Source organism: Paenibacillus sp. (genome assembly GCF_048976745.1).
Taxonomy (GTDB): domain Bacteria; phylum Bacillota; class Bacilli; order Paenibacillales; family Paenibacillaceae; genus Paenibacillus.
The window spans coordinates 275,494-300,729 of the sequence record NZ_JBHGUU010000004.1 but is presented as its reverse complement, the minus strand read 5'-3'; the positions used below and the strand labels follow the sequence as shown (position 1 = coordinate 300,729).

Annotated in this window: 22 protein-coding genes and 2 pseudogenes; 8 read left to right on the top strand and 16 right to left on the bottom strand. The window is 42.1% G+C overall.

Going from position 1 to position 25,236, the window contains the following annotated elements; translation table 11 throughout:
• The first annotated feature begins 8 nt into the window (after positions 1 to 8).
• Entirely contained in the window at positions 9 to 965 is a 957-nt protein-coding gene (gene cysK / locus ACE3K2_RS02310; RefSeq protein ID WP_421886223.1) for a cysteine synthase A, read from the top strand.
• A gap of 153 nt (positions 966 to 1,118) precedes the next feature.
• Here the strand turns inward: cysK and ACE3K2_RS02305 are convergent, their stop codons facing one another.
• Entirely contained in the window at positions 1,119 to 3,101 is a 1,983-nt protein-coding gene (locus ACE3K2_RS02305; RefSeq protein WP_421886220.1) for an ATP-dependent DNA helicase, read from the bottom strand.
• Positions 3,102 to 3,330: 229 nt separating this feature from the next.
• Between ACE3K2_RS02305 and ACE3K2_RS02300 the strand changes: the two genes are divergently transcribed.
• Positions 3,331 to 4,923 (top strand): catalase, encoded by a 1,593-nt coding sequence (locus ACE3K2_RS02300; RefSeq protein ID WP_421886217.1) that lies wholly within the window; start codon positions 3,331 to 3,333, stop codon positions 4,921 to 4,923.
• Positions 4,924 to 5,492: 569 nt separating this feature from the next.
• Positions 5,493 to 6,857, top strand: coding sequence for a right-handed parallel beta-helix repeat-containing protein (locus tag ACE3K2_RS02295; protein WP_421886214.1), 1,365 nt, complete (start codon positions 5,493 to 5,495; stop codon positions 6,855 to 6,857).
• A 138-nt stretch (positions 6,858 to 6,995) separates the two neighbouring features.
• Here ACE3K2_RS02295 and ACE3K2_RS02290 read toward each other — a convergent pair whose 3' ends face one another.
• A complete protein-coding gene (locus ACE3K2_RS02290; RefSeq protein ID WP_421886212.1) occupies positions 6,996 to 7,277 on the bottom strand; it encodes a DUF6809 family protein in 282 nt (93 codons plus the stop codon).
• A gap of 95 nt (positions 7,278 to 7,372) precedes the next feature.
• Here ACE3K2_RS02290 and ACE3K2_RS02285 point away from each other — a divergent pair.
• Positions 7,373 to 7,504 (top strand): annotated as a pseudogene (locus ACE3K2_RS02285) (IS3 family transposase); the annotation flags it as partial.
• 25 nt (positions 7,505 to 7,529) lie between these two features.
• Here ACE3K2_RS02285 and ACE3K2_RS02280 read toward each other — a convergent pair.
• The 7 genes from ACE3K2_RS02280 to ACE3K2_RS02250 form a co-directional block, all read right to left on the bottom strand.
• Positions 7,530 to 8,093, bottom strand: a complete 564-nt coding sequence (locus ACE3K2_RS02280; protein WP_340984714.1) for a GNAT family N-acetyltransferase — start codon at positions 8,091 to 8,093, stop codon at positions 7,530 to 7,532.
• Positions 8,094 to 8,382: 289 nt separating this feature from the next.
• The gene (locus ACE3K2_RS02275; protein WP_421886208.1) at positions 8,383 to 8,706 is read right to left on the bottom strand and encodes a hypothetical protein; all 324 of its coding nucleotides are present in this window, start codon (positions 8,704 to 8,706) and stop codon (positions 8,383 to 8,385) included.
• Between the two features lie 24 nt (positions 8,707 to 8,730).
• On the bottom strand, positions 8,731 to 8,985 hold the full coding sequence (locus ACE3K2_RS02270; protein WP_241230732.1) for a hypothetical protein: 255 nt from the start codon (positions 8,983 to 8,985) through the stop codon (positions 8,731 to 8,733).
• A gap of 310 nt (positions 8,986 to 9,295) precedes the next feature.
• Positions 9,296 to 9,493 carry a hypothetical protein gene (locus ACE3K2_RS02265; RefSeq protein WP_421886205.1) on the bottom strand — a complete coding sequence of 66 codons (198 nt, stop codon included), beginning with the start codon at positions 9,491 to 9,493 and terminating at the stop codon, positions 9,296 to 9,298.
• A gap of 65 nt (positions 9,494 to 9,558) precedes the next feature.
• Complete coding sequence (locus ACE3K2_RS02260; protein ID WP_421886202.1) at positions 9,559 to 10,098, bottom strand: hypothetical protein; 540 nt, start codon at positions 10,096 to 10,098, stop codon at positions 9,559 to 9,561.
• A 235-nt stretch (positions 10,099 to 10,333) separates the two neighbouring features.
• Positions 10,334 to 10,912 carry a hypothetical protein gene (locus tag ACE3K2_RS02255; RefSeq protein ID WP_421886199.1) on the bottom strand — a complete coding sequence of 193 codons (579 nt, stop codon included), beginning with the start codon at positions 10,910 to 10,912 and terminating at the stop codon, positions 10,334 to 10,336.
• 520 nt (positions 10,913 to 11,432) lie between these two features.
• On the bottom strand, positions 11,433 to 12,821 hold the full coding sequence (locus ACE3K2_RS02250; protein ID WP_421886196.1) for a PIN-like domain-containing protein: 1,389 nt from the start codon (positions 12,819 to 12,821) through the stop codon (positions 11,433 to 11,435).
• Positions 12,822 to 13,874: 1,053 nt separating this feature from the next.
• Between ACE3K2_RS02250 and ACE3K2_RS02245 the strand changes: the two genes are divergently transcribed.
• Complete coding sequence (locus ACE3K2_RS02245) at positions 13,875 to 14,201, top strand: hypothetical protein (protein WP_017687516.1); 327 nt, start codon at positions 13,875 to 13,877, stop codon at positions 14,199 to 14,201.
• Positions 14,202 to 14,891: 690 nt separating this feature from the next.
• Positions 14,892 to 15,412 (top strand): annotated as a pseudogene (locus tag ACE3K2_RS02240) (GNAT family N-acetyltransferase).
• 350 nt (positions 15,413 to 15,762) lie between these two features.
• On the opposite strand, the gene ACE3K2_RS02235 reads toward ACE3K2_RS02240, so the two are convergent.
• The 3 genes from ACE3K2_RS02235 to ACE3K2_RS02225 all read right to left on the bottom strand — a co-directional run bounded on the left by ACE3K2_RS02235 (position 15,763) and on the right by ACE3K2_RS02225 (position 18,297).
• Entirely contained in the window at positions 15,763 to 16,251 is a 489-nt protein-coding gene (locus ACE3K2_RS02235) for a hypothetical protein (protein ID WP_421886192.1), read from the bottom strand.
• Positions 16,252 to 16,577: 326 nt separating this feature from the next.
• On the bottom strand, positions 16,578 to 16,955 hold the full coding sequence (cdiI, locus tag ACE3K2_RS02230; RefSeq protein ID WP_421886189.1) for a ribonuclease toxin immunity protein CdiI: 378 nt from the start codon (positions 16,953 to 16,955) through the stop codon (positions 16,578 to 16,580).
• Positions 16,956 to 16,974: 19 nt separating this feature from the next.
• Complete coding sequence (locus ACE3K2_RS02225) at positions 16,975 to 18,297, bottom strand: WXG100 family type VII secretion target (protein ID WP_421886185.1); 1,323 nt, start codon at positions 18,295 to 18,297, stop codon at positions 16,975 to 16,977.
• Between the two features lie 609 nt (positions 18,298 to 18,906).
• On the opposite strand from ACE3K2_RS02225, the gene ACE3K2_RS02220 reads away from it, so the two are divergent.
• Positions 18,907 to 19,470, top strand: coding sequence for a DUF4879 domain-containing protein (locus ACE3K2_RS02220; protein WP_421886182.1), 564 nt, complete (start codon positions 18,907 to 18,909; stop codon positions 19,468 to 19,470).
• Positions 19,471 to 19,843: 373 nt separating this feature from the next.
• Here ACE3K2_RS02220 and ACE3K2_RS02215 read toward each other — a convergent pair whose 3' ends face one another.
• Positions 19,844 to 20,731 carry an AraC family transcriptional regulator N-terminal domain-containing protein gene (locus ACE3K2_RS02215; RefSeq protein ID WP_421886180.1) on the bottom strand — a complete coding sequence of 296 codons (888 nt, stop codon included), beginning with the start codon at positions 20,729 to 20,731 and terminating at the stop codon, positions 19,844 to 19,846.
• 213 nt (positions 20,732 to 20,944) lie between these two features.
• Here ACE3K2_RS02215 and ACE3K2_RS02210 point away from each other — a divergent pair, with 213 nt between their 5' ends.
• Positions 20,945 to 21,703: an SDR family NAD(P)-dependent oxidoreductase gene (locus ACE3K2_RS02210; RefSeq protein ID WP_421886177.1), complete on the top strand. Its 759-nt coding sequence runs from the start codon at positions 20,945 to 20,947 to the stop codon at positions 21,701 to 21,703.
• Between the two features lie 657 nt (positions 21,704 to 22,360).
• On the opposite strand, the gene yaaA is transcribed toward ACE3K2_RS02210, so the two are convergent.
• The 3 genes from yaaA to ACE3K2_RS02195 all read right to left on the bottom strand — a co-directional run bounded on the left by yaaA (position 22,361) and on the right by ACE3K2_RS02195 (position 25,181).
• Positions 22,361 to 23,113, bottom strand: a complete 753-nt coding sequence (gene yaaA, locus ACE3K2_RS02205; RefSeq protein ID WP_421886174.1) for a peroxide stress protein YaaA — start codon at positions 23,111 to 23,113, stop codon at positions 22,361 to 22,363.
• A 215-nt stretch (positions 23,114 to 23,328) separates the two neighbouring features.
• Complete coding sequence (locus ACE3K2_RS02200; RefSeq protein ID WP_421886171.1) at positions 23,329 to 24,207, bottom strand: SPFH domain-containing protein; 879 nt, start codon at positions 24,205 to 24,207, stop codon at positions 23,329 to 23,331.
• A 533-nt stretch (positions 24,208 to 24,740) separates the two neighbouring features.
• A complete protein-coding gene (locus ACE3K2_RS02195; RefSeq protein WP_340984703.1) occupies positions 24,741 to 25,181 on the bottom strand; it encodes a hypothetical protein in 441 nt (146 codons plus the stop codon).
• Positions 25,182 to 25,236: the final 55 nt, after the last annotated feature.

The window sequence follows — 25,236 nt, the reverse complement described above, 5'->3', positions numbered from 1 at the left end:
TGTACTTCATGGATTTGAATACCCATTCGATTAAAGGAACACCCGCACATACAGGCATTGCGGCAGATGTAACCGAACTGATCGGCCAGACACCTGCCGTTAAACTGAACCGACTCACAGGCAGCGACTCCGCTGATGTATATGTGAAGCTGGAATACTTCAACCCCAGCGGCAGCGTCAAAGACCGTGCCGCTTATAACCTGATCGTTCAGGCTGAACGTGCGGGACACTTGCTCCCTGGTGCTACCATTATCGAACCAACCAGTGGCAATACCGGGATTGGTCTTGCGATGAATGCCGCCGCCAAAGGATATAAAGCGATTCTGATCATGCCGGACAATATGTCCAAGGAACGCATCAATATTCTGAAAGCCTACGGCGCAGATGTGGTGCTCACCCCTGCCGCGGAGCGGATGCCTGGTGCGATTCGCAAAGCAAAAGAACTTCAGGCGGACATTCCGGGAAGTTTCATTCCACAGCAATTCGAGAATCAAGCGAACCCGGATATTCACCGGATCACGACCGCTCCCGAGATTATGCAGCAGATGGATGGCAAGCTGGATGCTTTTATTGCCACGGCGGGAACCGGCGGAACCATTACCGGAACCGGGGAAGAACTGCGCAAGCAGTTGCCTGATATCCGCATCTATGCGGTGGAGCCCAAAGGTTCTCCGGTGTTGTCCGGTGGCGAGCCCGGACCACACAAACTCGTCGGTACAAGTCCGGGGTTCATTCCGGACATCCTGAATACCGACGTGTGGGATGCCATCATCCAGGTGTCCGATGAGGACGCACTGGATACGATGCGGCAGCTTGCTGCCCGGGAAGGGCTGTTGCTCGGCCCTTCCTCTGGGGCTTCGGTGTGGGCCTCCCTTCGCATCGCGAAGGAACTGGGGCCGGGGCACCGGGTGCTCTGCATTGCGCCGGATACCGGGGAACGGTATCTGAGCATGGGTATTTTTTAACAAAAAGTGAAGAGTTGTCCATTGGAATAACCATCAAAATACACAAATAAGCTCTTGCTCCCATACGGATGGTGAGTCCGCAGAGAACAAGAACTTATTAGGGTAAGAAACTTTGCTATTAAAAATAAAGCAAGAACATCTAACGTAAGCTAATTAGTGTGTCAGGGTTGTCCATTCCACACCTTCAGGAAGAAGGGCCGCAATGCGGTCTTTGGCTTCCTTTTTGGTATACAGCGATTCATCAAGAATGACCGCGGAACCGGAATCCGTGCTTGTCCGAATCAGACGTCCGAGACCTTGCTTCACACGCAAGAGCATATACGGAAGATCGATCTCTTCGTATGGTGCTGCCGACGCACTGCGTTTTGCATTGAAGACAGGATCCTGTGGTGGATACGGAAGCGACCAGATCATGACATTGGATAATGACGGGCCTGGAACGTCCAGTCCTTCCCACAGATTAACGGAACATAGCACACTTTCCTCATCCTGCTGGAACGCCGCGATCAGATCACTGATCTCCCGGTCGCCCTCATACATAAAGCGCAAACCTTCTGCTTCAGGTACATGAACGATGTCCTGCTTGAACGCCCGTAGTTCTTCCATCGTACGGAACAGAATCAGCGCACGTCCTCCACTCTCCTGGAGTAACGACACCGCATCACGCATGCGATTTTCGTTCTCCGGGTGACCCGGTACAGCTTCATTGGTAATTTTCATCTTCATTTTGTCCGCATAATCATACGGGGAAGCCACCGAGAACGATACAAAATCATCAATGCCCAGGCTGTCCGCTACATAACGGAATGAACTATCCACAGATAACGTTGCAGAGGAGAACACGATTGGAATACCTGTGTTGAACACCCGCTCGTTCAGCATTTCCTTCACGGTACGCGGCATGATCGATAAGGTTGTCTCATCCTCGCTCTCTTCCGCCCAACAGATGTAACCATCTTCCTTGCGGAACAAGGCAAGTGCAGACTGAATCATGTCCAAATGTTCTTCCACGACACGCATCTGATAACCATCCAGCGAGAACAATCCACTCTCAAATACCAGTTCCTCACCGATCGCATCCAGCACACTCGTCAGACGTTCAATCTCACGCAGCAGTGGCGGCTCTACCCGAACTTCTTTCCGTTCCGATCCCGGAATCGCCACCGTATACGTATCCAGCAATGCAAACAGTCGTTCACTGCTCTCAATCGCTTCATCCACACGCTCCGCGAGGGATTCACGAATCTCACCTTCAAGCAGGCGAGTCACGAGTTCCTCGAAGATGCGGTGTTTCAGTTTGTAGCTTAATGCGTTCAGGGCTGCTTCTTCCAGCAAATGTCCTTCATCAAATACAACTGAGCTGTGGTCAGGCAACAGTGGCAATTGTCCCTCGCGTTTGCGCGCATCATAGGTCCACACATGCTCCATGTAATAATCATGGGAACAGATGATGATGTCTTTGGAACGACGGTAATGGTCACGCGACAGCGTCAGGCCGCAACGTTGTCTTTTGGGACAAACAAAACAATCCTGGAACGGGTCCCAGTTGATTTTGTTCCACTGACGATCATTCAGATGCGGATACTGTTTGCGGTCACCATACGGATGGAAAGCCTGAAGTGTACCTGGCGTATTCACAAAATCCGGCAGACTCTCATGCACTTCTTCAATAACAGGCGCATCCTCATCCGCGAATCGCACCGCACTCAATTTGTTCAGGCAGACGTATTGGTCCGGGGATTTGCCCAGACGTGCGTCCACTTCCAGATCCAAATGTGCAGCCAGCTTCGCAATATCCCCGCCAGGCTTCACAAGCTGTTCAATCAAGGACTCATCGGCACAAGCAATCACAGCCGGTTTGCCCGTATAACGTGCATAACAGACCGCATAGAGCAGATAGACTAACGTCTTGCCTGTTCCGACACCGGCCTCCGCCATAATGGTCTTTTTATCTCCATAGGCCCGTTCGAGCTGGTACGCCATAAAAATCTGTTCATCCCGTACCTCGAAGCCGGACTCTGGCAAAATATCGTAGAAAACATCGGCAACCCATTCTCCCAGACGGGATACAAAAGGTTCAGCCGGATCATATGCAAAAGGATAACGTTGTGTAGACAATCCTAGGTCAGCCTCCATTCTTAGACGCAGTCCTCTTTCATTTTCCGTTCAAAAAAGGCCGCAGGGCAAAAGTTAATTATCGCACGCGGCGAGGCTGGTGACAAGCTTTTTTTGCGAGGAAATTCGAGGGGCGATTGGATAGGTTTTTCAAAAGGTAGCATAGATGTTCGTTGGTTGCCACCATGTATAGAACCTGCCTACAGGGAAAATATATACAAGAATCCACTATAAGGAAAGGCGGTGCTCCATGGATCATCAGTCTTCACAACCTGAGCATTCCTCAGACACAGCGGCAGACACATTAACAGACCGTCAGGGTCACCCCATCACAGACAACCAGAACGTACGAACGGTGGGCAGCCGTGGACCGACCACGCTGGAGAACTATCATTTTCTTGAAAAGATCACTCACTTCGACCGTGAACGTATTCCAGAACGGGTGGTTCATGCCCGCGGGGCTGGCGCTCATGGCGTATTTAAAGCGTATGGAACGGCTGGTGATGAGCCGGTATCGAAGTACACACGTGCACGTCTGTTTCAGGAAAAAGGAAAAGAAACCCCCGTATTCGTTCGATTCTCAACGGTTATTCATGGTGGGCATTCTCCCGAGACGCTGCGTGACCCGCGCGGCTTTGCGGTGAAATTCTATACCGAAGATGGCAACTGGGATCTCGTCGGTAACAACCTGAAAATCTTCTTCATTCGCGACCCGCTCAAATTCCCGGATATGGTACATGCCTTCAAGCCAGACCCGTTGACCAATGCACAGGATATGGAGCGGTTTTTCGATTTTGTCTCGCTAAGTCCTGAAGCGACCCATATGGTGACGTTCCTGTTCTCCCCTTGGGGTATTCCGGCCAACTATCGCCAGATGCAAGGATCAGGTGTCAATACATACAAATGGGTGAACCAGGACGGCAAAGGCGTGCTCATCAAGTACCACTGGGAACCGCTCAATCAAGGCATTCGCAACCTGCTGCAAAAAGATGCAAACGAGATTCAAGGGCAGAATTTCAATCATGCTACGCTGGATCTGTATCATGCCATTGAACAAGGGGACTATCCCGAATGGGAACTGTGCGTTCAAGTGATGGAGGATGGCGAGCATCCGGAGCTGGACTTCGACCCGCTGGACCCGACCAAGCTGTGGCCGCAGGATCAGTTTCCTTTTCTACCCGTGGGCAAAATGACGTTGAATCGCAATCCCGAAGACTATTTCAATGAAGTGGAGCAAGCGGCATTTGGCACAGGTGTATTGGTGGACGGGCTGGATTTCTCAGATGACAAACTGCTGCAAGGACGCACCTTCTCCTATTCGGATACCCAGCGTCACCGGGTGGGTGCGAACTACCTGCAACTGCCTGTGAATGCACCGAAAAATCGGGTAGCCACGAATCAGAGCGGCGGACAGATGCAGTATCAAGTGGATCGTGCGCCGGGTCAGAATCCACATGTAAATTACGAACCTTCGTCGCTTGGTGGCTTAAAGGAAGCAGCCCCACGTGGCAAGGAACATGAACCACTGGTGGAAGGCCGACTTGTCCGTGAGAAGATTGAGCGTACCAATGACTTTGGACAAGCAGGTGATACGTATCGGGCATTCGAGGATTGGGAGCGGGATGAGCTGATCAGCAACATGGTCGGCGCATTGGCCCAATGCAAACCGGATATCCGGGAGCGCATGATCTCACATTTTACCCAAGCTGATGCGGATTACGGGCGGCGCGTCTCTGAAGGATTGGCTTCTGTACCAACCGATGATAGTGCGACAGTCCAACCGAAACATGAACCAAGCGTGGAGCAAGCAGAGAAACGCAGTCGTGAGACGGATGGTTATTAAGATAGCTGGACCGCGTTTAGACTGATAAGCCTGACACGGTTAAAGCATGTGTGTAAATATTTGGTGAGTATTTTTAGTAAGCAAATTGCATTCCAGAATTAAACATCGTCCTGATCGTCAAGTTGCCAGTTGCAGCTACGATCAGGTCTTTTTCGTATTTAACTTGGGTGTAGTCTTCACTTAGGATGTATGTTGTTATTTATTTTAAATTATATGAAGTTCATAGGAGTGGATCAAAGGTAAAACAGATGCTCTGAGGATGGAAAAGCGGGTTTCTTTACGTTCATTTCAGATGATTCTTCGTTAAATGAGAGCTATCACCCAATAGGAAGATTACATAAATCCAGTGATATTAGAGGCATGGGAAGCTTCCAGGCCCGACCTGCCTTCATATAACTCCATCTGATCAGATGATTATTGATGATGACTCTTACAACATTTACCATAAACCTGTGTCCTGGAGATTGTACCTGACCAGGGGCCTGACTTATTTCATTTTAATCTTGGTCTGGTACTCGTCTACCACATGCTCTTCATTCTATTTCCAATTAACCAAGGAGGTTTGCGTAATGAATTTATTCCCATCCACATCCACTCATGCATCTGTACGATCCGAACGTTCACTGAAATCGAAAATGGCCCAGATCTGTCTGAGCGCCGCGTTCCCTCTTTTACTGATTGGAGGTGGATCGGCAGGTGCTGAGGAACTGATCGAGAGCAGCTTGCAAAATAACCCATCAGAAGCCTCCGCTACCTCAAGTATGACACTTGCTGCGGTTGATCTCTATGTCTCCCCTAACGGCTCAGCCAGCAATCCGGGTACGATCAACAGTCCAACGTCACTGGTAAACGCATTAACCCAGATCGCACCGGGCAAAACGATCTATCTACGCGGCGGTACCTATAACTTCTCCCAGACCATTACCATTGAACGTGGCAACAGCGGCACATCGAGTCAACGTAAAAACCTGGTGGCGTATGGATCGGAAAAACCGGTCTTTGATTTCTCAGCTCAAGCCTTCGCTTCCACCAATCGTGGACTGCAAATGTTCGGAGACTACTGGTTCGTCAAAGGGCTTGAGGTGAAGGGTGCCGGCGATAACGGCATCTTCATCGGGGGCAGTTACAACCGCCTGGAGCAGATCGAAGCTCATCACAACCGGGATACGGGTATTCAAATGGGACGTTATGCTTCCACAGCCGCCAAGAGTGAATGGCCCGCATATAATGAAGTGATTCGTTCGTACTCCCACAACAACTATGATCCGGATGACGGCGAGGATGCAGACGGTTTTGCGGCCAAACTGACCGTAGGCCCGGGCAATGTCTTCGATGGTTGTATTGCGGCCTATAACGTGGACGATGGCTGGGATCTGTATAGCAAAACGGACACAGGCGCCATTGGAGCGGTCACGATCCGTAACAGCATCGCCTACGCGAACGGGGCAACATCAGACGGCACCTCCACCTCCAACAGCGATGGCAACGGCTTCAAGCTGGGCGGTGAGAAAATTGCCGTGAATCACATCGTTGAGAACAGCATTGCATTTAATAATAAAAAGCACGGCTTCACCTACAACAGCAATCCCGGTTCGATCCAGATGAAAAATAACACCTCCTGGAACAATGGGCAAAGCAACTTTGCCTTTGATGTAGGCACCCACATCTTCACCAACAACCTGTCCTTCCAAGGCGGCGCCAGTGACAAAACAAGCGGAACCGATGTCAGCAGCACCAACGTCTGGTGGAAGAACAAAAAAAGCGAGAACGCCAAAGGCCTGCTCGCCAGCGCAGCCGACTTTGTCTCCCTCGTGCCTTCGGTAACACGTAGCGCGGATGGAACGCCTGTCTTGGGCAATTTCCTGAAGCTTGCGAACGGCAGTGATTTAGTTGGGTCAGGTACGCCATCGGGTACGAATATTGGTGCGCGGTAAGTATGTAAGTAAATAAGATATAAGAATAATTTAAAAGCAAAATCCCCTTCCCCATTCCGCCTAAGCGGTGGTAATGGAGGAGGGGATTTTTGAATTGTTGTGTATTGTCCGCCGCTGGCTTATGAAGTAGGTAAATACTCACGGTTTAGCTAAAACCTCAATCATCAGTCTGCCGCCTGTGCGAAAACCTTGCTCAAACGCGGCTTCCACATACATGGACGTGGATTGTCCGATTAAGTCGATCAGTTGTTCCAAGGCATCGTATTCATTCCCCGTAAGCTGTGTTTTGTAGTCCTGCATCAGGTCCGATATCTGGCGATTGATCTCCTGATACTCAGCTTGTTCAGGATGAATTGACTCGTCCAACCGCAGGTTTCCGTGAAACAAATCCTCGATCAGGTTTGACATGTTATCCTTCATGGTAAGGTCACCTCAGGGAGATTGTAACTCAAGAGATGAGGTGAGATGGGAATTTAGCGGAAAATCCGCTAGTTTTTTATTGAGTCGAAATTAAAGTAAAGGAATTTGAAAATATCTCACATTCTAAACAAGAGCTATCCAAATACATTGATTATTACAACAACAAACGCATTAAGACAAAACTAAAAGGCAAGAGTACGGTATGGTACCGAATTCATGCCCAACAAATTGACGAAACTGTACAAAGAACTGCTATATCTTCCCTAACGTGTGAATTTCATCGAATTCTTTATTAGTTAGACCATAGATATATTCGTCATAGTGCCGTCCTTTTGTAAAAATCATGTTTCTTATTCTTCCCTCTTGAATGAAGCCTAGATTTTCATGCAATGCTACAGAACCCTCATTAAATGCATACACATGAGCGTTCACCTTCACATATCCTAATTCCTCAAAGTAGTACTTAAGTATAGTTTTAATAGCATCAGATGCATAACCTTTGCGCCAATGCTCACGGAATATCGAAACTCCATATTTAAATGTACCACATCGAAGATTACAACTGTTTGTAGAAATGCTCCCGATAAGTGTTCCATCAAGCGTTTCTATAGCCAAAAAAACGTTGTCGCCATGAGAAGTGTTTTTGGATTGATGCTCTGCCCAACTGATTGTACCTTCTTCTGACCTTGGAAAATGTAACTCGTCACATAATCTTGCATTCTCCGAATCTTGATCATTGAAATGAAACTTTTCCCCGTCTGTTGGTGATACCGGACGCAATCTAACTTTCATTCCAGCCCAAATGTAATTACTCATATACTGATCCTCCTCAATTTTCATCCTGATTTCTTCTTACATTATTAATACAAAGAAGAAGGTGGAGATCTTGCTCGAGGACCAAAAATTAATGCGACTACATAGTTCTCATCCCTTTCAGATATTTGGTAAATTATAACACAAGTTTAAATGCATGTTAATAGTTTTCATCAGTCGATCTATATAACTTTTCCTTCTCTCTAAAAGATCAATCTAACTAAAATGGGTTCGCCGCTTCGCAAAACTTCGAATGAATCTCCATCGTCCTGGAAAACAGGAATCTTCCCTTTTATATTTTGGGTACGGTTTGTGCAAAGGCATGATCTTTGGCAGCATCTTCTTGTTCAACGGCATCAGGTACTTGTGCTTCCCCTCTGTCCGGTACAATTCGGCATTGGCATCCAAGGATCCAATCGATGCGTTGACCACTGGTACCGCACTTACTGTGAATCGATTTGGGATGTGTCTTCTTGCCCCGTATGATGAAATAATGCTCCCCGTCCGTCTTTCCCTCATAGATCCAGTTCGTCGCCTGATAGATCCCACCGTGATGCTTTTGCTCAAAGTCGGCATAACTGACGATCAACTCCACATTGGGGGATTGCTCCTTCAAGAACCGGATCGCTTTGGCAAGGATCTACGATACAAATGATTGATGCATGGTTAAGGCAACCCGTGTCAACTCACAGCATTCACGCTGCGTCAGGCCATATGGAGAACCGATATTCTGAGTCGCTCCACGGCTGAATATAACAACACCGACGAACTGGCCACCCTCCCATGCTCCCACCTTCACCGACTTTCCAGCAGGTAAGCTTCGGCTATAGTGGAAGTTCTCGCAAGCAAACTTTGCGGCTGCATACGTCGCCCAATCCACCTTTAAATCAATCATGCTCAAATCCCTCCCCACAGTGTGGACAAGTCACAAGCTTTGAGCTCTATACCCCCAAATCGCCTTGGTCTTCGAAAGTACCTGCTTCAAAGTTCGGGATCTCAATATCATCAAGCATCTGTTTCAGGTCCACATCGTCAAACCCGGACAAGGAAATGTCCACTCCTTCCTGCTGCAACTTAACAAGTAACTGAGATAGGGCATCTTCATCCCAATCACCTGCACTTTATTCAAAGCAATATTCAGAAGCCGTTCCTGTTGATCATCGAGATCCACGACAGAAACCTGCAGCTCAGTATGCCCTTGCTCATTAAACCAGGATCTTATACCGTTGATGGCCACCGACCATGTTTCCTGTGCGTTCGTTCCAGACGATGGGCTCAACATAACCGAATTCCTCTATGCTTCGTCGAAACTTCTCATATTCAACATCCCCAGGTTGAAGGTCAACGCGGGGGTTGTAGGCTGCAGCATCAATCTGATGGATCGGCACGATTCTTATGTTCATTACTTCTACCTCCAATGCTTATAAAAAATGAAAGACGGCCCACATAGGCCGCCTCTCGTTGCTTCTTATTTCAATTCAGCTTCAATTTTCTTGTCCAAACTGTCTTTTATCTCCAAAGCAGTTAGCATTGCTTTCATAATCAAGGTTTCTATATGTTCGTATTCTAATAGTCCAGGGTAATAATCTCTCTTATTTGGATTATCCGGATAAATATATGCATCATAGATTAGGTCATTAAATTTACTTGTCTGATCTATAAGATCATCAATCAAGCTAACAAAATCTTTAATAAACACTTCATTAACACGTATATTACGAATTACGATGCCACACTCATCTTGAACCTGATCAGAAATTTTTCGGAATTCTTCCTGACTTATTCTTTTATTCTCGATTGTTTTTAAAGCTAGATTCAATTGTCCTAATTGTCTGGCTATGACATATAAGCCACGTTGCGTTTCCTGAATCTTGTCGACTGTGATCTTCTTTTTTACCAAGACCATCTCAGATCGGTGACTCAGTTTATAGGTCAAGATACCACCTATTAAAACACCTGCTACCCCTACCACTCCTGATACCAGTGCACCCACTATTGCTATGTCCAAAAAGATCCCTCCCATCTTCCATAATTCGACACAAAAATTTTATTACCTCCCTCATTTGAGTTGAGTTGGTTTCAACGTTTGGGTGACCATCATATGCATCCGTAGACTCACTCAGACGCTGTTCTCCGCTCTCCAAAGGACTGATCCCTGCAACCAACCCCCGGACGTTCTCATGTTAAGAAGCTCAGAACGGCTCATATTCCGTCATATGAGAGCAAAAGAAAGAGTGCCCTAATTAAAGGCACTCAGATTTGATTTTCTCAAGCTCATCAATCAAATTTTTAACTTTATGCTCCATCGCATCAGTAAGATGATCGTAATTCTCCTCAGTTAGCGTTTCCCACAAATGGCCAGTGTGACCTATAAATTTCCCCGTGCTACCATATAACAACTTGCAAGCCGCCTCGTAAACTGGACTTGCAAGTAGGTTTATCTCCGTTGAATTAATGGTGGAGGCCATGGTTGCATGGTGTAAGTTAACTAAATGACCGTATATTCTACGTAATAAGTAGGTTTTGTCCCCGCCAATACGTTCTGTTAACACATCAATATGGTTGGAGTAATCTGCGGAATAATCGAAATAAAAACCGACAATCTTATGCTCCTTTCTTCGATAATATAACATTGCTTTCACAAGGGTAATAATATCTCCGTAAATAATTTGAGAACTTACTTTGATCCTTTGTTTCTGTTTCAGATCTTCAGCCTTCTCCATTCTTTTTAATTGATACTTTGATGCAAAAAAACCACCCAAAAGTGATGCTATTGCACCGATAATTGCACCGATGAATGCTCTGTCATTCAAGAAACTCATACTAAAAAAACATCCCTTCTCTTTTGTAAAATTCTCATAAGGGATATTTTACCTCTTTGGGACAAACTGGTCTACAGCAGAACTGTTTTACTCCATCCCATCTGCCCTATACACAATCATTGCATTGCCCGGGTTGCATCTTCGAAACCAGGGTACAGGTGGCTCTTTGATTGCTACGAAACGCGAGCTTCCAATCGGTGGAGATGTCAACCGTCCAATTCAGTCCAATAGGCTTAATTCTCTCCTCAACACGGATGTCTATTATCCCATCTTTAGCAATGGCGGCATCTACTCTTGATCCGGCGAGTAACTGTTCCTGTAACCCCCTTATAAGCTCATACGCCTCATATTTAGGCATCTTCATTCCCTCTCTTCATATTCACAATCGATTGGGATTCTCGGCGCAAAATAGTCACATATCGGGGTCATTCGTACCCGAACCCTCTCCCCATTCTAGGAAAGACACAATTATTCTATTGCAATAAAAAAGCCATTCGTTAATGAATGGCTAGAAATATATTTATCTTCTTTTGAATATACGTAATGCTTTAACATAGTCAGAAGGGTAGTAATTCTCAAGTTTAGAATTTATATCTTCTAGAAGCAGTCCTAATCCGTTAACATCATATGGCATTGAGAACACAGCAATACAAATCTCATCACCTGAAAAAGAAAAATCAACTATATTGGAGTCATGAAGAACACTACTAAGAACATGCTCTATAACTGTCGGAAAATATTTAGTTAGAGAATCCCCTAGTGTGATCTTTTCATTTTTATATTGAAAGAGAATTTCAAACAAATGTGAATTTTCTTTTTTTGACTCACTCGATTTAACCTCAATAAAATCACTGAAAAAATGCGCTTCACTATCTTTAACATTCTGTATTTGTATATCATTTTTATTTTTAAAAAAGCTAGAAAAATAATTCAAGCTATCTTGAATAGAATCCTCTTTTTTATAAACAGTTTCTATTTCCTTTATGACATCACTTACAGTAGCACTACTCTCAAACTCCAAAAATTTCTCAGCCTGACTAATAAACTGCACAGAGTTATATGAATTAAATGTTTTACCTCCACTATGGTTGTTGAATTCATTCGTCAAATAAGGATGGATTCCTTTTTTCTCACCAGATACTTCGAGTATCCAATCCTCCTTTCTATCATCGCTTATTAAGATAATCGAGTTTACCTCACTCTCTTCAGCATATCTTAGGATTTGTTTCCAAAAAATCAAGTCACCGTATGCAGCTTGGTAGCTCACACCATTATGAAAATAGGAATAATTTTTCTTACCATCCATATATCCAGGAGGCAGTTTATGTTCATACCTATAAGATCCTTCTACAAATATTTTATCCAACTCAACTTGATCAAATGCTAATCCAACGTTTTCTCCAATTAAATTGTTAATTCTCAATTTAATCTCTTGTAAATCTGGTTGATTCTCTTGCTGGTTTGCTAACTCTTTTTGAATGATTGCACTACTTTGTTCAAGTGTTTGTACCATAGAATTTGTACTTATGTTAGAATGTCGTAACTTTTTAAGTTTAGATATAAGCTTTTGAAGTTCTGACATGCATTCTTTTTCAAGTGTTTCATACTCGTTTTTTTGTTCGTGTATTACTGCTTCCAAATGTCTATGATATTCTAATGCTACTTGATGAGGAATCCAAATCCTCTCTTTGATACTTTCGAGTAGTTTTAACATCACATTACTAGTTTCTTTTGGATACCTGAAAAGATTTAGTAAAGTATTAGCATCAAGTACAAAATTACAATATTCCCACAATTTATGTAATTCATCATCGGTAAGTTTATAATAGCCTGGGAAAAAGTTTTTCACATTGTTATTTCCTTTCTTCAAAAAGATATCTGCAACTGAAGATTCGACAACATATACCATTTTCCTCCTTTTGTACAACAAAAAATAAACCATCCAACATGGACGGCTCAATCAAAGAGAGATAACCTATGAGACAAAAAAACGATCATTGGCCTTGCAAGGACTTGAACCCCACTGCTGCCAGTAGGCCATAATATAAGTATCCGTATTTATATCCCGCCCGGATGGAGCGGCTGTGGGGAATCTAACCCCATCCCCACACTGCACCCTTGACGATCCACGTCTAAGGAAACGCCTTCCCACAGCGCAGCCGAGTCCGCTGCGATAACGGGCAGGCACACCGGAGAGGGGTTAACCTCTCTATGTGCCTAATGTATAGCTGTTTCACGGTCATTCGATTGCAAACATATCGTCAATTTAACGTCACTTTCGGGGGTCAAAGCATCCCACAATCCTTGAAGGTGCTGCTGTGCTCTTTTTTTATTATCCCCACTATTTGATTGGGAGATTTAATCTTCAGTTTATCTTTTTATTGACACACTACTTATTGACGGAAGCATTATAGACTGAGGTGCCCCCAGCAAATATTCACCGAACATGAGAACGTAAGCGTCAGCTCTGTCTGGTGATTTTAATCCGCGCTTCTTCATATCCTTCTTACTTTCAAGTAGTATTTTCCCCTTACTGGTCATTGACCATTTTCTTGTAGTCAATTGAGAAGTCAGTACATCATCATCGGGTAATTGTAAGACTGCGCACTCGTTTTTCATATAATTGCTCATGTTTTGTTCCAGTTGCCCCTTTATATACGCCCACATTTCAGCACCTAGGTTTCCATAATGTTCATCCTAAGAAGATGATCCATTGATGATTGAAATAACCTCATATGGAAGTCCTTCTTCTGATATGAATTTATTCAACCCATCTGTCATACCCCAACTCACCGGTATCATGTATCCTTATTCCCGTATAAACAACTTCCGGATACTGTGGAAGTAATACTTTTATCAGAATAAATACCATTCTATTAAATTGTTAAATATGTTACATATTTACATGTAAATATATTGTATAATTGTAATGTAACCCAAAATAAATGAGGAGATGAAAAAAATGAAGAAAAAAATCTTATTAGCCGCTATTGCCGCATTCTGCACTTTACCCTTGTCAGCCTTTGCTTTAGAGACTGGAAACTCAGTGTCAACTAATTCTCTGCATCCTAAAATCGAGATCCAAGGATTACTCCAAAGAGAAGTGGAAGTTTTTCTCAAATTCCCAACTTCTAGTTATACAAAAGATATGGTTCCACTTAGAGCTACTTATTATGAAGGCGATTATGGTGGTGTTCTTACTAGATCTAGTACTGTTATAAAAGTAAATTATCCCGATGGATCATACTGGGAGGCACAGTACAAAGGAACAATTTATAAGGAAATGTAAATTTAACAATATCAGCAAGGGCGAGGATGTGAAAAATCCCCGCCCTCTCTTTAGGTTAGTAAGAAGACAGCTTTTCTACCAATCTCTGTTCTATAGTTATAGTACCCTACTCAAGGATCCAAAGAACTTTATCTTTTTAATGACAATCCTGCTATGGTCGGAAGCATTATAGACACTGAGGGACTTCTGTTAAATATTCGCCAAAAGTCAGAACATATGCGTCAGCTCTATCTGGTGACTTGAGACCGCGTATTTTCATGTCCTTCTTGCTTTCAAGAAGTATTTTCCCTTTACTGGTAATTGACCATTTCCTTGTAGTCAATTGGGAAATCAGTACATCATCATCGGGTAATTGTAAAACCGCAGATTCGTCGTTCATATAATTGCTCATGTTTTGTTCCAGAAGCCCCTTGATATAATCCCACATTTCAGCGCCCAAGTTTCCATAATGTTCATCCAATAATTGCTCAAATTTACTAGGAGTTCTAATATCCATTAATCGCTAATAATGTTAAATAGCGAAACAGGAATGTTATACTTGCTTTACAAAAACTTAATTGCATTAAGTTCAATATTTTTCAACATATACAAAAAGAGGAATTAGAACAAATTGAAATCGTGGTGCAGATTTAAATTTACAGAAGCAGATTCGTAGTATCTTGCATTAAAGTTGATTGGAGGAAAGGGTTCATGAATATAATAATTGAGAAGTTAAAATACACAGATATTGAAAGCTTGTATGAGTTCGAAATTGAAAACAGAATTTTTTTCGAGGAAATGGTACCGTCTCGAGGAGATGATTATTACATACCTGAGGTTTTTAAAGTAAGGAATGAATCTCTGCTTGATGAACAAGTCAAAGGACTCTCCTTTTTTTATTTAATAAAAGACGAAAATAACTCTATTCTTGGAAGAATAAATTTAATTGATATTGATAATTCCGATAAAATAGGATTTCTCGGCTATAGAGTGGGACAAACCACACTGGAAAAGGTGTTGCTAAAAAAGCATTAAAATTATTACTCAATACAATAGTTGATTTAGATATAAAAGAAGTTAAGGCAAAAACAACCACCAACAATATAGCATCTCAAAAAGTTTTAGAGCAAAACGGATTCGAGCATACAGAAACTAGTGATAAAGAATTTGAAATGAATGGGCAAATGTTAAAATTCATTAATTATACATGGATAAATAAATCATTATTTTAATCACCCATCGGACGCGACTGTTTAAGCTGAAGACCATAAGCCAAATTCCTCGTTCAAGATACTGAGGGGTTAGGCTTTTTTGTCTTTTAATATTCCTTATATTGTGAATTTCGCGTTCTTGATGTTATTCCATTGGGAAACTCATTGAGTATTGCAGATGAATTGGTTCTTACGCGCATTTAGTGAAACAAACTAGGTATATGTAATGGATCTATTAATTACTTACTTGATATAGTATTAACCGTTGACTCGCACACGTTTTTCCGAATTCGCTATACTGCAGTAACTTTTGAGCAATGAAAAGTTTCACTTTTCTCCGCAAAATATTACAGATCTATTGTTCATACCATTCATTCAATCAATTTCAAATTGTTGATACGCTCGATCTTTTGACCCAAAACTAAAACCTCAATATATTTTTCGTTTAACCACTCTAATGCTACTTGCCCTTCTTCTTTTAAGATAACGCCTCGCTGGCTTTTATACTGAAAGATCTCTTTTGCCCATAACAATAGTATCTTTACATATTCTAACGTCTCAATTTCACATGTACTGTCCTCTTCATCTTCTTCTGCAAAGATATCTTCAAAAGTTGTAAAAGACTGGTCAGATCTTATTAAGTTCACATTCCCTCCACCTTCGTATAACGTTATTTTCCCTTTCAGTAATTCGATTAAGTTTCCGATCTCTTCCTGGATCGTTGCGAAGTCTCCAAATATATCCGAGCCCAAAGAATTACTAATCAGATAACCATTTTTTAAAGATGAATCAATGCCTAAGTCTACGATAACTTCGTTGAAATCTTCTTTATATTCAATGGTATACCTATATTTAATCATGTTCGTATCTCCAATCTTTTAATACATTGGACAGAGGATATAATCATATCAATATAGCCCATAATAATTTATTCAGCACCTTTATTTGCTGTCCTATCATCTTCTTTGGTTATTTTCTGCATAAAAAAAGCTCATTCCTCACAACATTCAGGTGGGAAGAGCTTTCGGATTTTTATAACACCAATCGGGGTCATACGGTAACGTTTTTAGTGCTTGCATATCTTTCCAACTGTACAGCCAATACTTGGACTATGAGTACTATGGACATATAAGATAAACGAACTTTCGTTGTTCCTCCAAATGATATATGATTCACAATTAGTAAGTTAAGAATGTAAACCCAATCTTTTTTTTACCACATCTAATAAATTATAAATATCCTGTTTAGCTTCTGGGTGCTCCTCCACGTACTTCTCACTGTAAATCATCAAATAGTTATAAAATTCATCATGCTCCATCAATGCCATTACATCTTCATCGTATGCTGGAGGCTCTCCAATAAAACACACTTTCTGATCACCAATATACTCTTCCTCTTCTGGCATATGATAGGATGAAAATTGTACCTCCAGTGGACCTGAACCATAACCATGTCTCTCATGATCTCCGAAGTATGTTAAAGCTCTCGGAAAATCAATAATCCAGAAATAAGATTCGACTAATCTATCTTTTTCAGCTTTTGTTGTCAAAATTTTGTACATCATATCTCTCCTCCGATATTAATTAAAAAGCAGGGTAAAAGTTCTTTATGTTCCCTTTTTCATCTACGAACCCCACAAATTTCAGCCCATTTAGTTCTCCTTTAACTATCCCGTTTTTCACGTTTCCAGCCTGTATCTGTGGCTCTAATGCTGCTTTTCCCCAATTATACATTTTTTCATTAGAAATTATATTAGGATCATATACTGTTTTGGGATCATTCACTCTCTTCCCAAGCACATTTCCATTTGAGTCCGTTATCGGTTCAAAAATACTTTTATCTGATTCACTTCGTTTCAAGGACGGAATTTGATACTCCACCTCGTAGATCCCCTCGACATTGTGCTTCTTGGGTTCACCTATAAAATAATCCTTTTTAACACTCAGTCCATACTTATTTGCGTCTTCTTGTAAGGCCCCATTAAATTTGTCCATATTATGACCACCAGATACTCCAGGTCTGCTACCTCTCTTAAATCCATCAACGTTTACTAGGTGAGCATATGGCCTTTGCAATTTCTCCGCATCACTTACATGTTCACTTATTACTGTCTTAGTTGCTTGTCCCTTGCCCTCAGAACCCTTCTTCTGCTCATTCGCTTTCCTCGCTTCCAGATTCTTTTTAATCTTCGCCACAGCCGGATCAGAGGCAGGTACGCGAAACGGCCCTTGGCCACCCGGCATACTCCCGCGAACCATCTGAAATGCCATAAATAGTTGGCTGAATTTCAGAGAAGTCAACATGATCTGAGCATACTTATCGGATACAGGCTCACCTGTGAAGGGATGAATTCCATTTTCAAAGGCTTTGATCTGCATCGCATAAATATCTTCTCCTGGCGCTTCAGCATCCGTAGCTTGCATCCGATTGATATCCAAATGCCCCTGATCCTTCTTATATGCCTGGAGCGCAGCCTGATCCGTAACACCATTCTCGTTCACAGGCATCCACATCAGCTTCCCATACACATTGACTTGCGCCATCCGGTAGCCTTTATCCTCCGTACCCGCATCATTTCCCAAGGTCTTCATCATTGCTCCCGCACCCACAGCGCCAACAGCACTTCCAAGACTCACCTTTTCAGCATCGACATTCTCAAATCGAGTAGCGATCTCCTTGAGTTCCTTGGAGATGCCCACCATACTCTCCAGTGCTTTATCCAATATAGTACGCGACTGTTCAAACTCATAGTAGAATCGCTCCTGCGTCGCCCCCATCCACATCATCTGAACGAACATGATCTGTCTCGTCAGATCACTGCGAATATGCTCCAACTGTTGTCTGGCCTGATCCACCTGATTGGATACATGATGTAGTTGCTCAGGATTCACCTTAATCGTACTCATCCGCTTTCACCGCTCATCTAAGATATGATAAAACTATGTTAGCAGAAGTTTAATGGCAATTACATCCGGCTAATCTCCTGATTTCACTGCATGAATCTACGCTCAGAATGATTTATATCCGTCCTTCAGCCCCATAGGATCTCTTTGTAGGTATATATTGTTCCTGAGGATTGTCCTTCAATATGACGACTAAAGGATACTATGGCAATTTACTGCGATGAGCAGCATGATTTAATAAATAATAGAAACAATGAAATACTTGACTTAAAGTGATAGATAGGGGTACTATATGTTTGTATAAATGGAATATATTACAATTTAAATATTTATTTTGGAATCTTATATTTTCAAGATGGGTATCAAAGCCTATCATAGCTAAGATATCAATGCGTATAAATGAGTTTTACATTTTGTCTGCAACACATAACCATTGGCAGGCATTCATTTTATATATACATTCCTACTTCATAGAGTTTTCTAGCCTGTAGAGTTCTACCATTTTCATAAGAGAGGAGGGCACGAGGCTTTAATCTGCAAGCAGGTCTATTTGTCGTAACCGCATGTTTTTGTAAAAGAATACCCATAACAAGAAAGGTGGAATTTATTGCTATGAGAAAATTGTTTAGTTTAGCTCTTATTCTTGTTCTAGTGCTTTCATTTAATGTAGCTGCCTATGCAGACGGTGATGTGACTCAAGCCAAACCGTTGACAAAGGAAGAAATTATTAATTCCAAAGAATTCCGTGAAGCTGTGAAAGCGGCTAAAGCTGAATTTGAATCGCAGAAGGCTGATAATGCGGGTGGTCCAGTTCTGTTTGCGCCTGCTCCGAAAGTATCTCACATTAATGTATATGGTGTCGTATCTCCTAATGGCGGTCAAGAAATTTACGGCTTTAATAACAACCCGCTCTCCACGACCAATGATCATGGCGGGGCTTGGATCCAGTGTATTACTTTCCAGATCGGTTATGACAGCAGTCACTACGGCACACTCGCCGGCAATACAATGACAAACAACTGGTCTGAAGCTATTGATCTGGACGGTGACCGTGTCGTAGATGCTTGGGCCCATTCTTGGGTTTATGAAGCACCTAGCACAGGAGGACAATTTGTAGGTACGGTCTATTCCATTAACATTCCAACACAGTGGACCGCTTGGATTAATGTTCGTTAACAGGAAGGATGTAATCTGAATATTGGAGGAATTGGCTATCCTGGTTCTATCATGAGGAATACGGGAAGTAAGCCCAAAGGCTCATCAGCTTCGGATACGAATCAAATCGCACCTAAATTGGATGTGACAGCTCATTCTTCTGCTAACAATTATGTTAGTACATTTTCTCAGGTGACCTTGAAGAATGCGTCTCAAGAAGTCCAGGATGCGTGGAACAAAGCAGAGGAAACAAGCAGTGGCTTCAATCCCTTATCCAATCTGGATTGATGGACACGGATTTGATTCTTGATCAGGCGCAGGGATATACATCCCTGCGTCTTTTCTCGTACACCATATGCTTCCCCACTACCATCAAGTTAGTAGAGGCAGCTAACTAATCCCTCGCGCTTTCGATTAGCCTTAGTTTCTTAGTATCCCGAGCCGGAGATGAACCGAAGAAACGGGAGTATTCTCTATTAAACTGTGAAGTACTCTGATAGCCAACTTGATATGCGGCACCGGCTACTGTATAACCCTCAAATGCAATGAGGTTTCTAGCCTCCAACAGCCTTAATTGCTTTTGAAATTGAATAGGACTTAACCCTGTTGCACTTTTAAACTGACGGTGAAAAGTATTTATAGCCATACCCGATTTGGTTGCCATCTCGCCGACGTCTATTGGACTCATAAAATGATCGCGAAACCATTTTACAATTTGAGAAATTTTCGAAAAATTACTCTCCTGCATACCCAGTTGCCTCAGATACCACCCTTGTGGTCCCATCAGAACACGATATAGGATTTCGCGTTCATAGGCCGGCGCAAGAGCTGGAATATCTCTTGTTGTCTTTGTTAATCGCAATAACCGTAGCCATGCCTCCATAAATTCAATATCTATCTCACAAGCTGCGAACGGCTCCGATGACGTTGGTATGAGATTTTCAGGCAGATCTCTTAATAAGCTTTGAAGGACATTCTGATTCAACGCAAGACCAAGGGACATGTAAGGACCGCCATTAGGGTCTGGATATACCCTCGCCGTTGCGGGAACATGTACCGGCAGAACATAATATGAGGGTCCCCCCAAGGTAATACTGCGCTCCCCGATTGAAAGAATCTTTGTTCCTTGAACCGTAAACCCAATCATCGGCTCGTATAGCGCTGCAAGCTGATGTGCGGGTATATCTCCCTTAATCATACTCAGCCCCGGCACTTCCGTTGCAATCGGTCGAGTACCTGCATATTTCATTAAATCTATAATTTCATCCATAATTTTATTCATACACCTATTTTATCAGACGACTCTGTATCCCTCAACACAACACCGACATGAATCGGCACTTTTAGGCTTTTCTTATATATAAAACAAAGGAAATTAAAATTACATAAAATTAAACATGGTGGTTTTAGGCAATTATAAGGTTTTATTAGATCTATATAATTTCAGCAGAGGAGACTACAATAAAGTCCAGATCGATCACAAGAAAGGGTGGATATGATGAAAATTGCAATCGTAACAGGTGGAAGTAATGGCATTGGTAAAGCGACGGCTCTTGAACTGGGCAAGCGCGGAATTAGCGTGATTCTCACATACAATTCTTATAAGGACCGGGCAGAAGCTGTCGTTAAGGAAGTTGAGCAGAATAATGGAGTTCGGGCTGCAGCACTGAAGTTGGATCTGACGCAAGTATCAACATTCGAAGGTTTCTCCCTGGAAGTTAAGAAATGCCTCAAAGACATTTGGGATAGAACAACTTTTGATTACTTAGTTAATAATGGAGGTATTGGCGGACCCATGATGTTCAATGAGATGAGCGAAGAGTACTTCGATAAGATTCTTAATACGAACTTTAAAGGACCGGTTTTTCTAACACAACACCTCGTGCAATTCATGGATGATGCTGGAGCCATCGTTAATACCACAAGTTCATCCAAAAACCAATCATTCCCAGGTTACTCTGCCTACGGTTCGTTAAAAGCAGCCTTCTCCACATGGACTCGTTATATCGCCAAAGAACTTGCACCTCGCAACATTCGGGTCAACGCCGTTTCTCCCGGTCCTACGCACAGCAATTTCGGCGATGGAGTATTCGATAAGCATCCCGAATTCATCAAGCCTTTGGCTGAGCAATCTGTATTTGGCAGAATAGGCCAACCCGAAGATATTGCGAAGGTCATTGTGAATGTATTGTCCGATGATTTCGGCTGGGTTACAGCTCAGGACATTGAAGTGTCTGGCGGACATTTGCTTTAAAAATGTAAGGACAACACGCTGTGAATAACGGCATATCTGCGGAGTTCCACACTGATATTGCTCTGCTTATAGAACATTTTTCTAGCTGCTACGTTCGATTATACTTGGTTTGTTTAGCTCATGGTGTTTGGCCATGAGCCTTATTTATTTTCGTAAGAGTAGTATTACATTGCTCTCTCCGGTTCGTGTATTTCTTGATTTGCTTGTTAAACGATTCAATCAGATGCGTCGGATACAGACTTCTCCAGATCGGTTTGGGAAAGCTGTGAAAGAGTCTTCCTTTTTCTATTTACACAATATATTTTACGCTCTCCTCCGTAGAAGTATTGAGACCGCTACGGCTACTTTCGTTCATTATTATGGAAGTTCATGGATTCGAAAGTGCGTAACCGCTGGTCGGCATCATGGTTCCAAGCGCAAACCATAGGACCAGAAAAATGATAAAGCGGTAATAGTAATTTAGTCCTCAATGATAAGGACTGTTTCTTTTATACTTCGATGACATTTGGAATCAATCTGATTAAATAGTCAATTTTCGGTAGTAAGTGATGCTCGTAAGAGTATCTTTCAAAAGGTTGCTGCATACAAGAAAAGCCGCCGGATGGCGACTTTTTAGTAAAAAGCATTTAACATTATAATCTGCTCACATAATACAAACTACTTTTCCTCTGTATATATAAACACATACGTACTCTCATCCGATTTCTCTTCTGAAAAAACAAACTCTAACCGATCAAAGCTTTTTACATCCTTCACATCTGTAATCTTACGCTCTGCCATATAACGTACCATCTCACCTCTAGCCATTTTGGCCCGGGTTGCCTTTTCAACAAGCTTCCCATTGACCATTTGTCCAAATACACATGTAATGAACCGGGTCTCCTCATTCAGAAACGGCAAAATATTTTTGCTATACTCTTTGGAAGCCAGATTCAGAATACAGTTGCTGTCCGCTTGAAGCTGATCTGCCAATTTGCTACCCCAGAACTGATAGAGCGTTTTGAAGCCAGGACCTTGCAACTTGCCCTGCATCTCCAACCGATAAGGGGTAACCCCATCCAAAGGCCGCAACATGCCATAAAAACCGGATAATATGCGTAAATGCTGCTTAAGATACGCCAGTTCCTCATGTTGAAAAACACCCGGAGCCATATATTGATACTGAATGCCCTCGTAGGAATATATGGCTGGGGTAAGATTTGCTTTTATATTCATATTTCGAATCCGCTCCACGTTCTGTTCGGCGATTGCATCGTTACACTTCCACATCGCTTTAAGCTCGTCATAGGATAACTTTTGAAGCAAACTCAATAGCTGTTCTGACTCATTTATAAATTGCGGCATCTGCGCGATAGCCATAAGATCGGTATCGATCTTCATCTTTTTAGCGGGTGATATGATAATTCTCATCGTGCTGATCCATCCTTAATCTACCGTTGTTATTGTCGTTATCCATTGTACAGGATTGGCTAAGTGAATCCAATGGTGAAGCTCACAGTTTCTCCTGCGGTATCTTTAAAAAGACTCAAAAATGAACAAGTCAGCCCACAATTGGACCGGCTTGTTCATTAGATTCAATAAATTCAATTGGATGAGAAAGTATTAAGTGCATTTTCAAGCGCTAATTAGGGAGTTACGCTCCCTGTGCCGCTATTTTGCTCTGTTTTGGTAGTCGGCAATTGAATCATTGGCGTGTTGGACCCACTTACATATGGAAGGGCTCCATCCCATTTCTTGATGGTTTCATATTCAACGAGTTGACTCGATAAGGATTGTTGAAGCTCTTTATTGGCTTTAGCTTGACCTTCTGCTTCAATCAATAGTTTGTCTGCATTACCTTGCGCTTCTACACGTTTGCGCTCTGCTTCTTTCTTGGCGATCTCAAGTTCAGTCGTTTTGCGTTCCAATTCTTGAGAAGCTTCGACACGTTTATCGATGGCTTCCTGAGTCTTGGCGTCAGGTTGAGGAACACCTACAGTAACGTTGGATACAATAAAACCTAACTCTTTAACGTCATCAGAGAAACGTTGTTGAACATCGACGCCAGCTTCAGATGACTTTTCACCATACACATCAATGACTGTAAACTTGGAGATACCTTTACGAGCTGCGTCACGGAAACGTGTTTTGAGATATGTATCCTCTATTTCTTGAATGCTAATTGGCCCAAATGTATTGAATATAGAAGATACTTTACTTGGCTCTACCTGGTAGTTGTAAGCAAAATCGATTGTGATGTTTTTCCCGTCAGAAGTTGCAATCTGAATGTCTCTATATTCAACCGTTTGAATTCGGATCGGATATTTCGTTACTTTATCAAACGCTCCAACCAGTTTCCACCCTTGACTCAGTGTACTATCTTTTACCCCTCCATTGGGTGAATAGACAACCCCAACATATCCGTTAGGAATTCGTGTGACAAAGAAGGTCACCAGTAGCGCTCCCACAATAATAACCAATGCCACCGTGATCGCTCCTACCCTAAACGTCTTTGAATTTTTCATCAACATTCTCCTCTTGTTTGAATTTATTGTATTTCTTCAGAATTCTACTACCTATTTTATTGAATAGCGGGATCATTAATGCCCATAGAATAAATGCTAGGATAAAAATTAAAATGATTCCCCCAATAAATGGCATATTCGTCCTCCCCTCTATGGATGTAACCGAGTACAAATTTATAAATAGCAACTAATTATATCCTCCTTTATATATACTTTGTAAATTCGTATTAGGTTTCAATGATATTCAGCGCTTGAAGTACTATTAGGTTAAGTAATGAAGAAAATGGTGAGTGAGTGACGTCAAGTACCCGGTTATTCCTATCAAGAAAGGGATCATCAATTCATCTAAGTATTTTAGATTAGAAGTAACTCGTACCATTTGCTCTCTCCGTAGGTGTACACATATTCTAAATAAACTGCCCTACTGTCACAAAAAAAGAGCCATCAGAATGTTTAATGGCATCTTCGAATGAGAAATGATACGACCCAAAATTAAAACTATAAATTTATATCACAGGTTACCATCTTATGAGCTAAAACTCACTTTTAGATGATTTAAACCTTTCTAAGTCATAGTACGGATTTGAAATATGATCTCCAACCTCCATAATCGTCTCTTTAATCTCGTTTAAAATTATCAAATCTATATTATCTTCTTTACTTATAGACTCTTTAATTTTAATAAAACAATTCTTTAAACCAAGGTTAACAACAATAGAGAGTATGATGTCTACATCTTCGTAGGAATTAGTATTCCATAACTTCCTCATTAAGACATCCATCTCATTTCTAGTTTTATCCTCTAAAAGCTCATAAGTCATGATTTGTCGATCTGTTAATTCGGATAGGATTAACAAAAAAACTTTTTTATCAAGAATCTTATTTTCAAAATCTTTTAAAGCATTCCTGAACAAAGACAGTAAAACTTCTGTAGGTAACCTATCCGCTAATTTCTCAATATCTCCAATATTCATTTAATCATTTCCCTTTTGTCTGTATATGAATATAATTCAAAGATTGATTATTTTT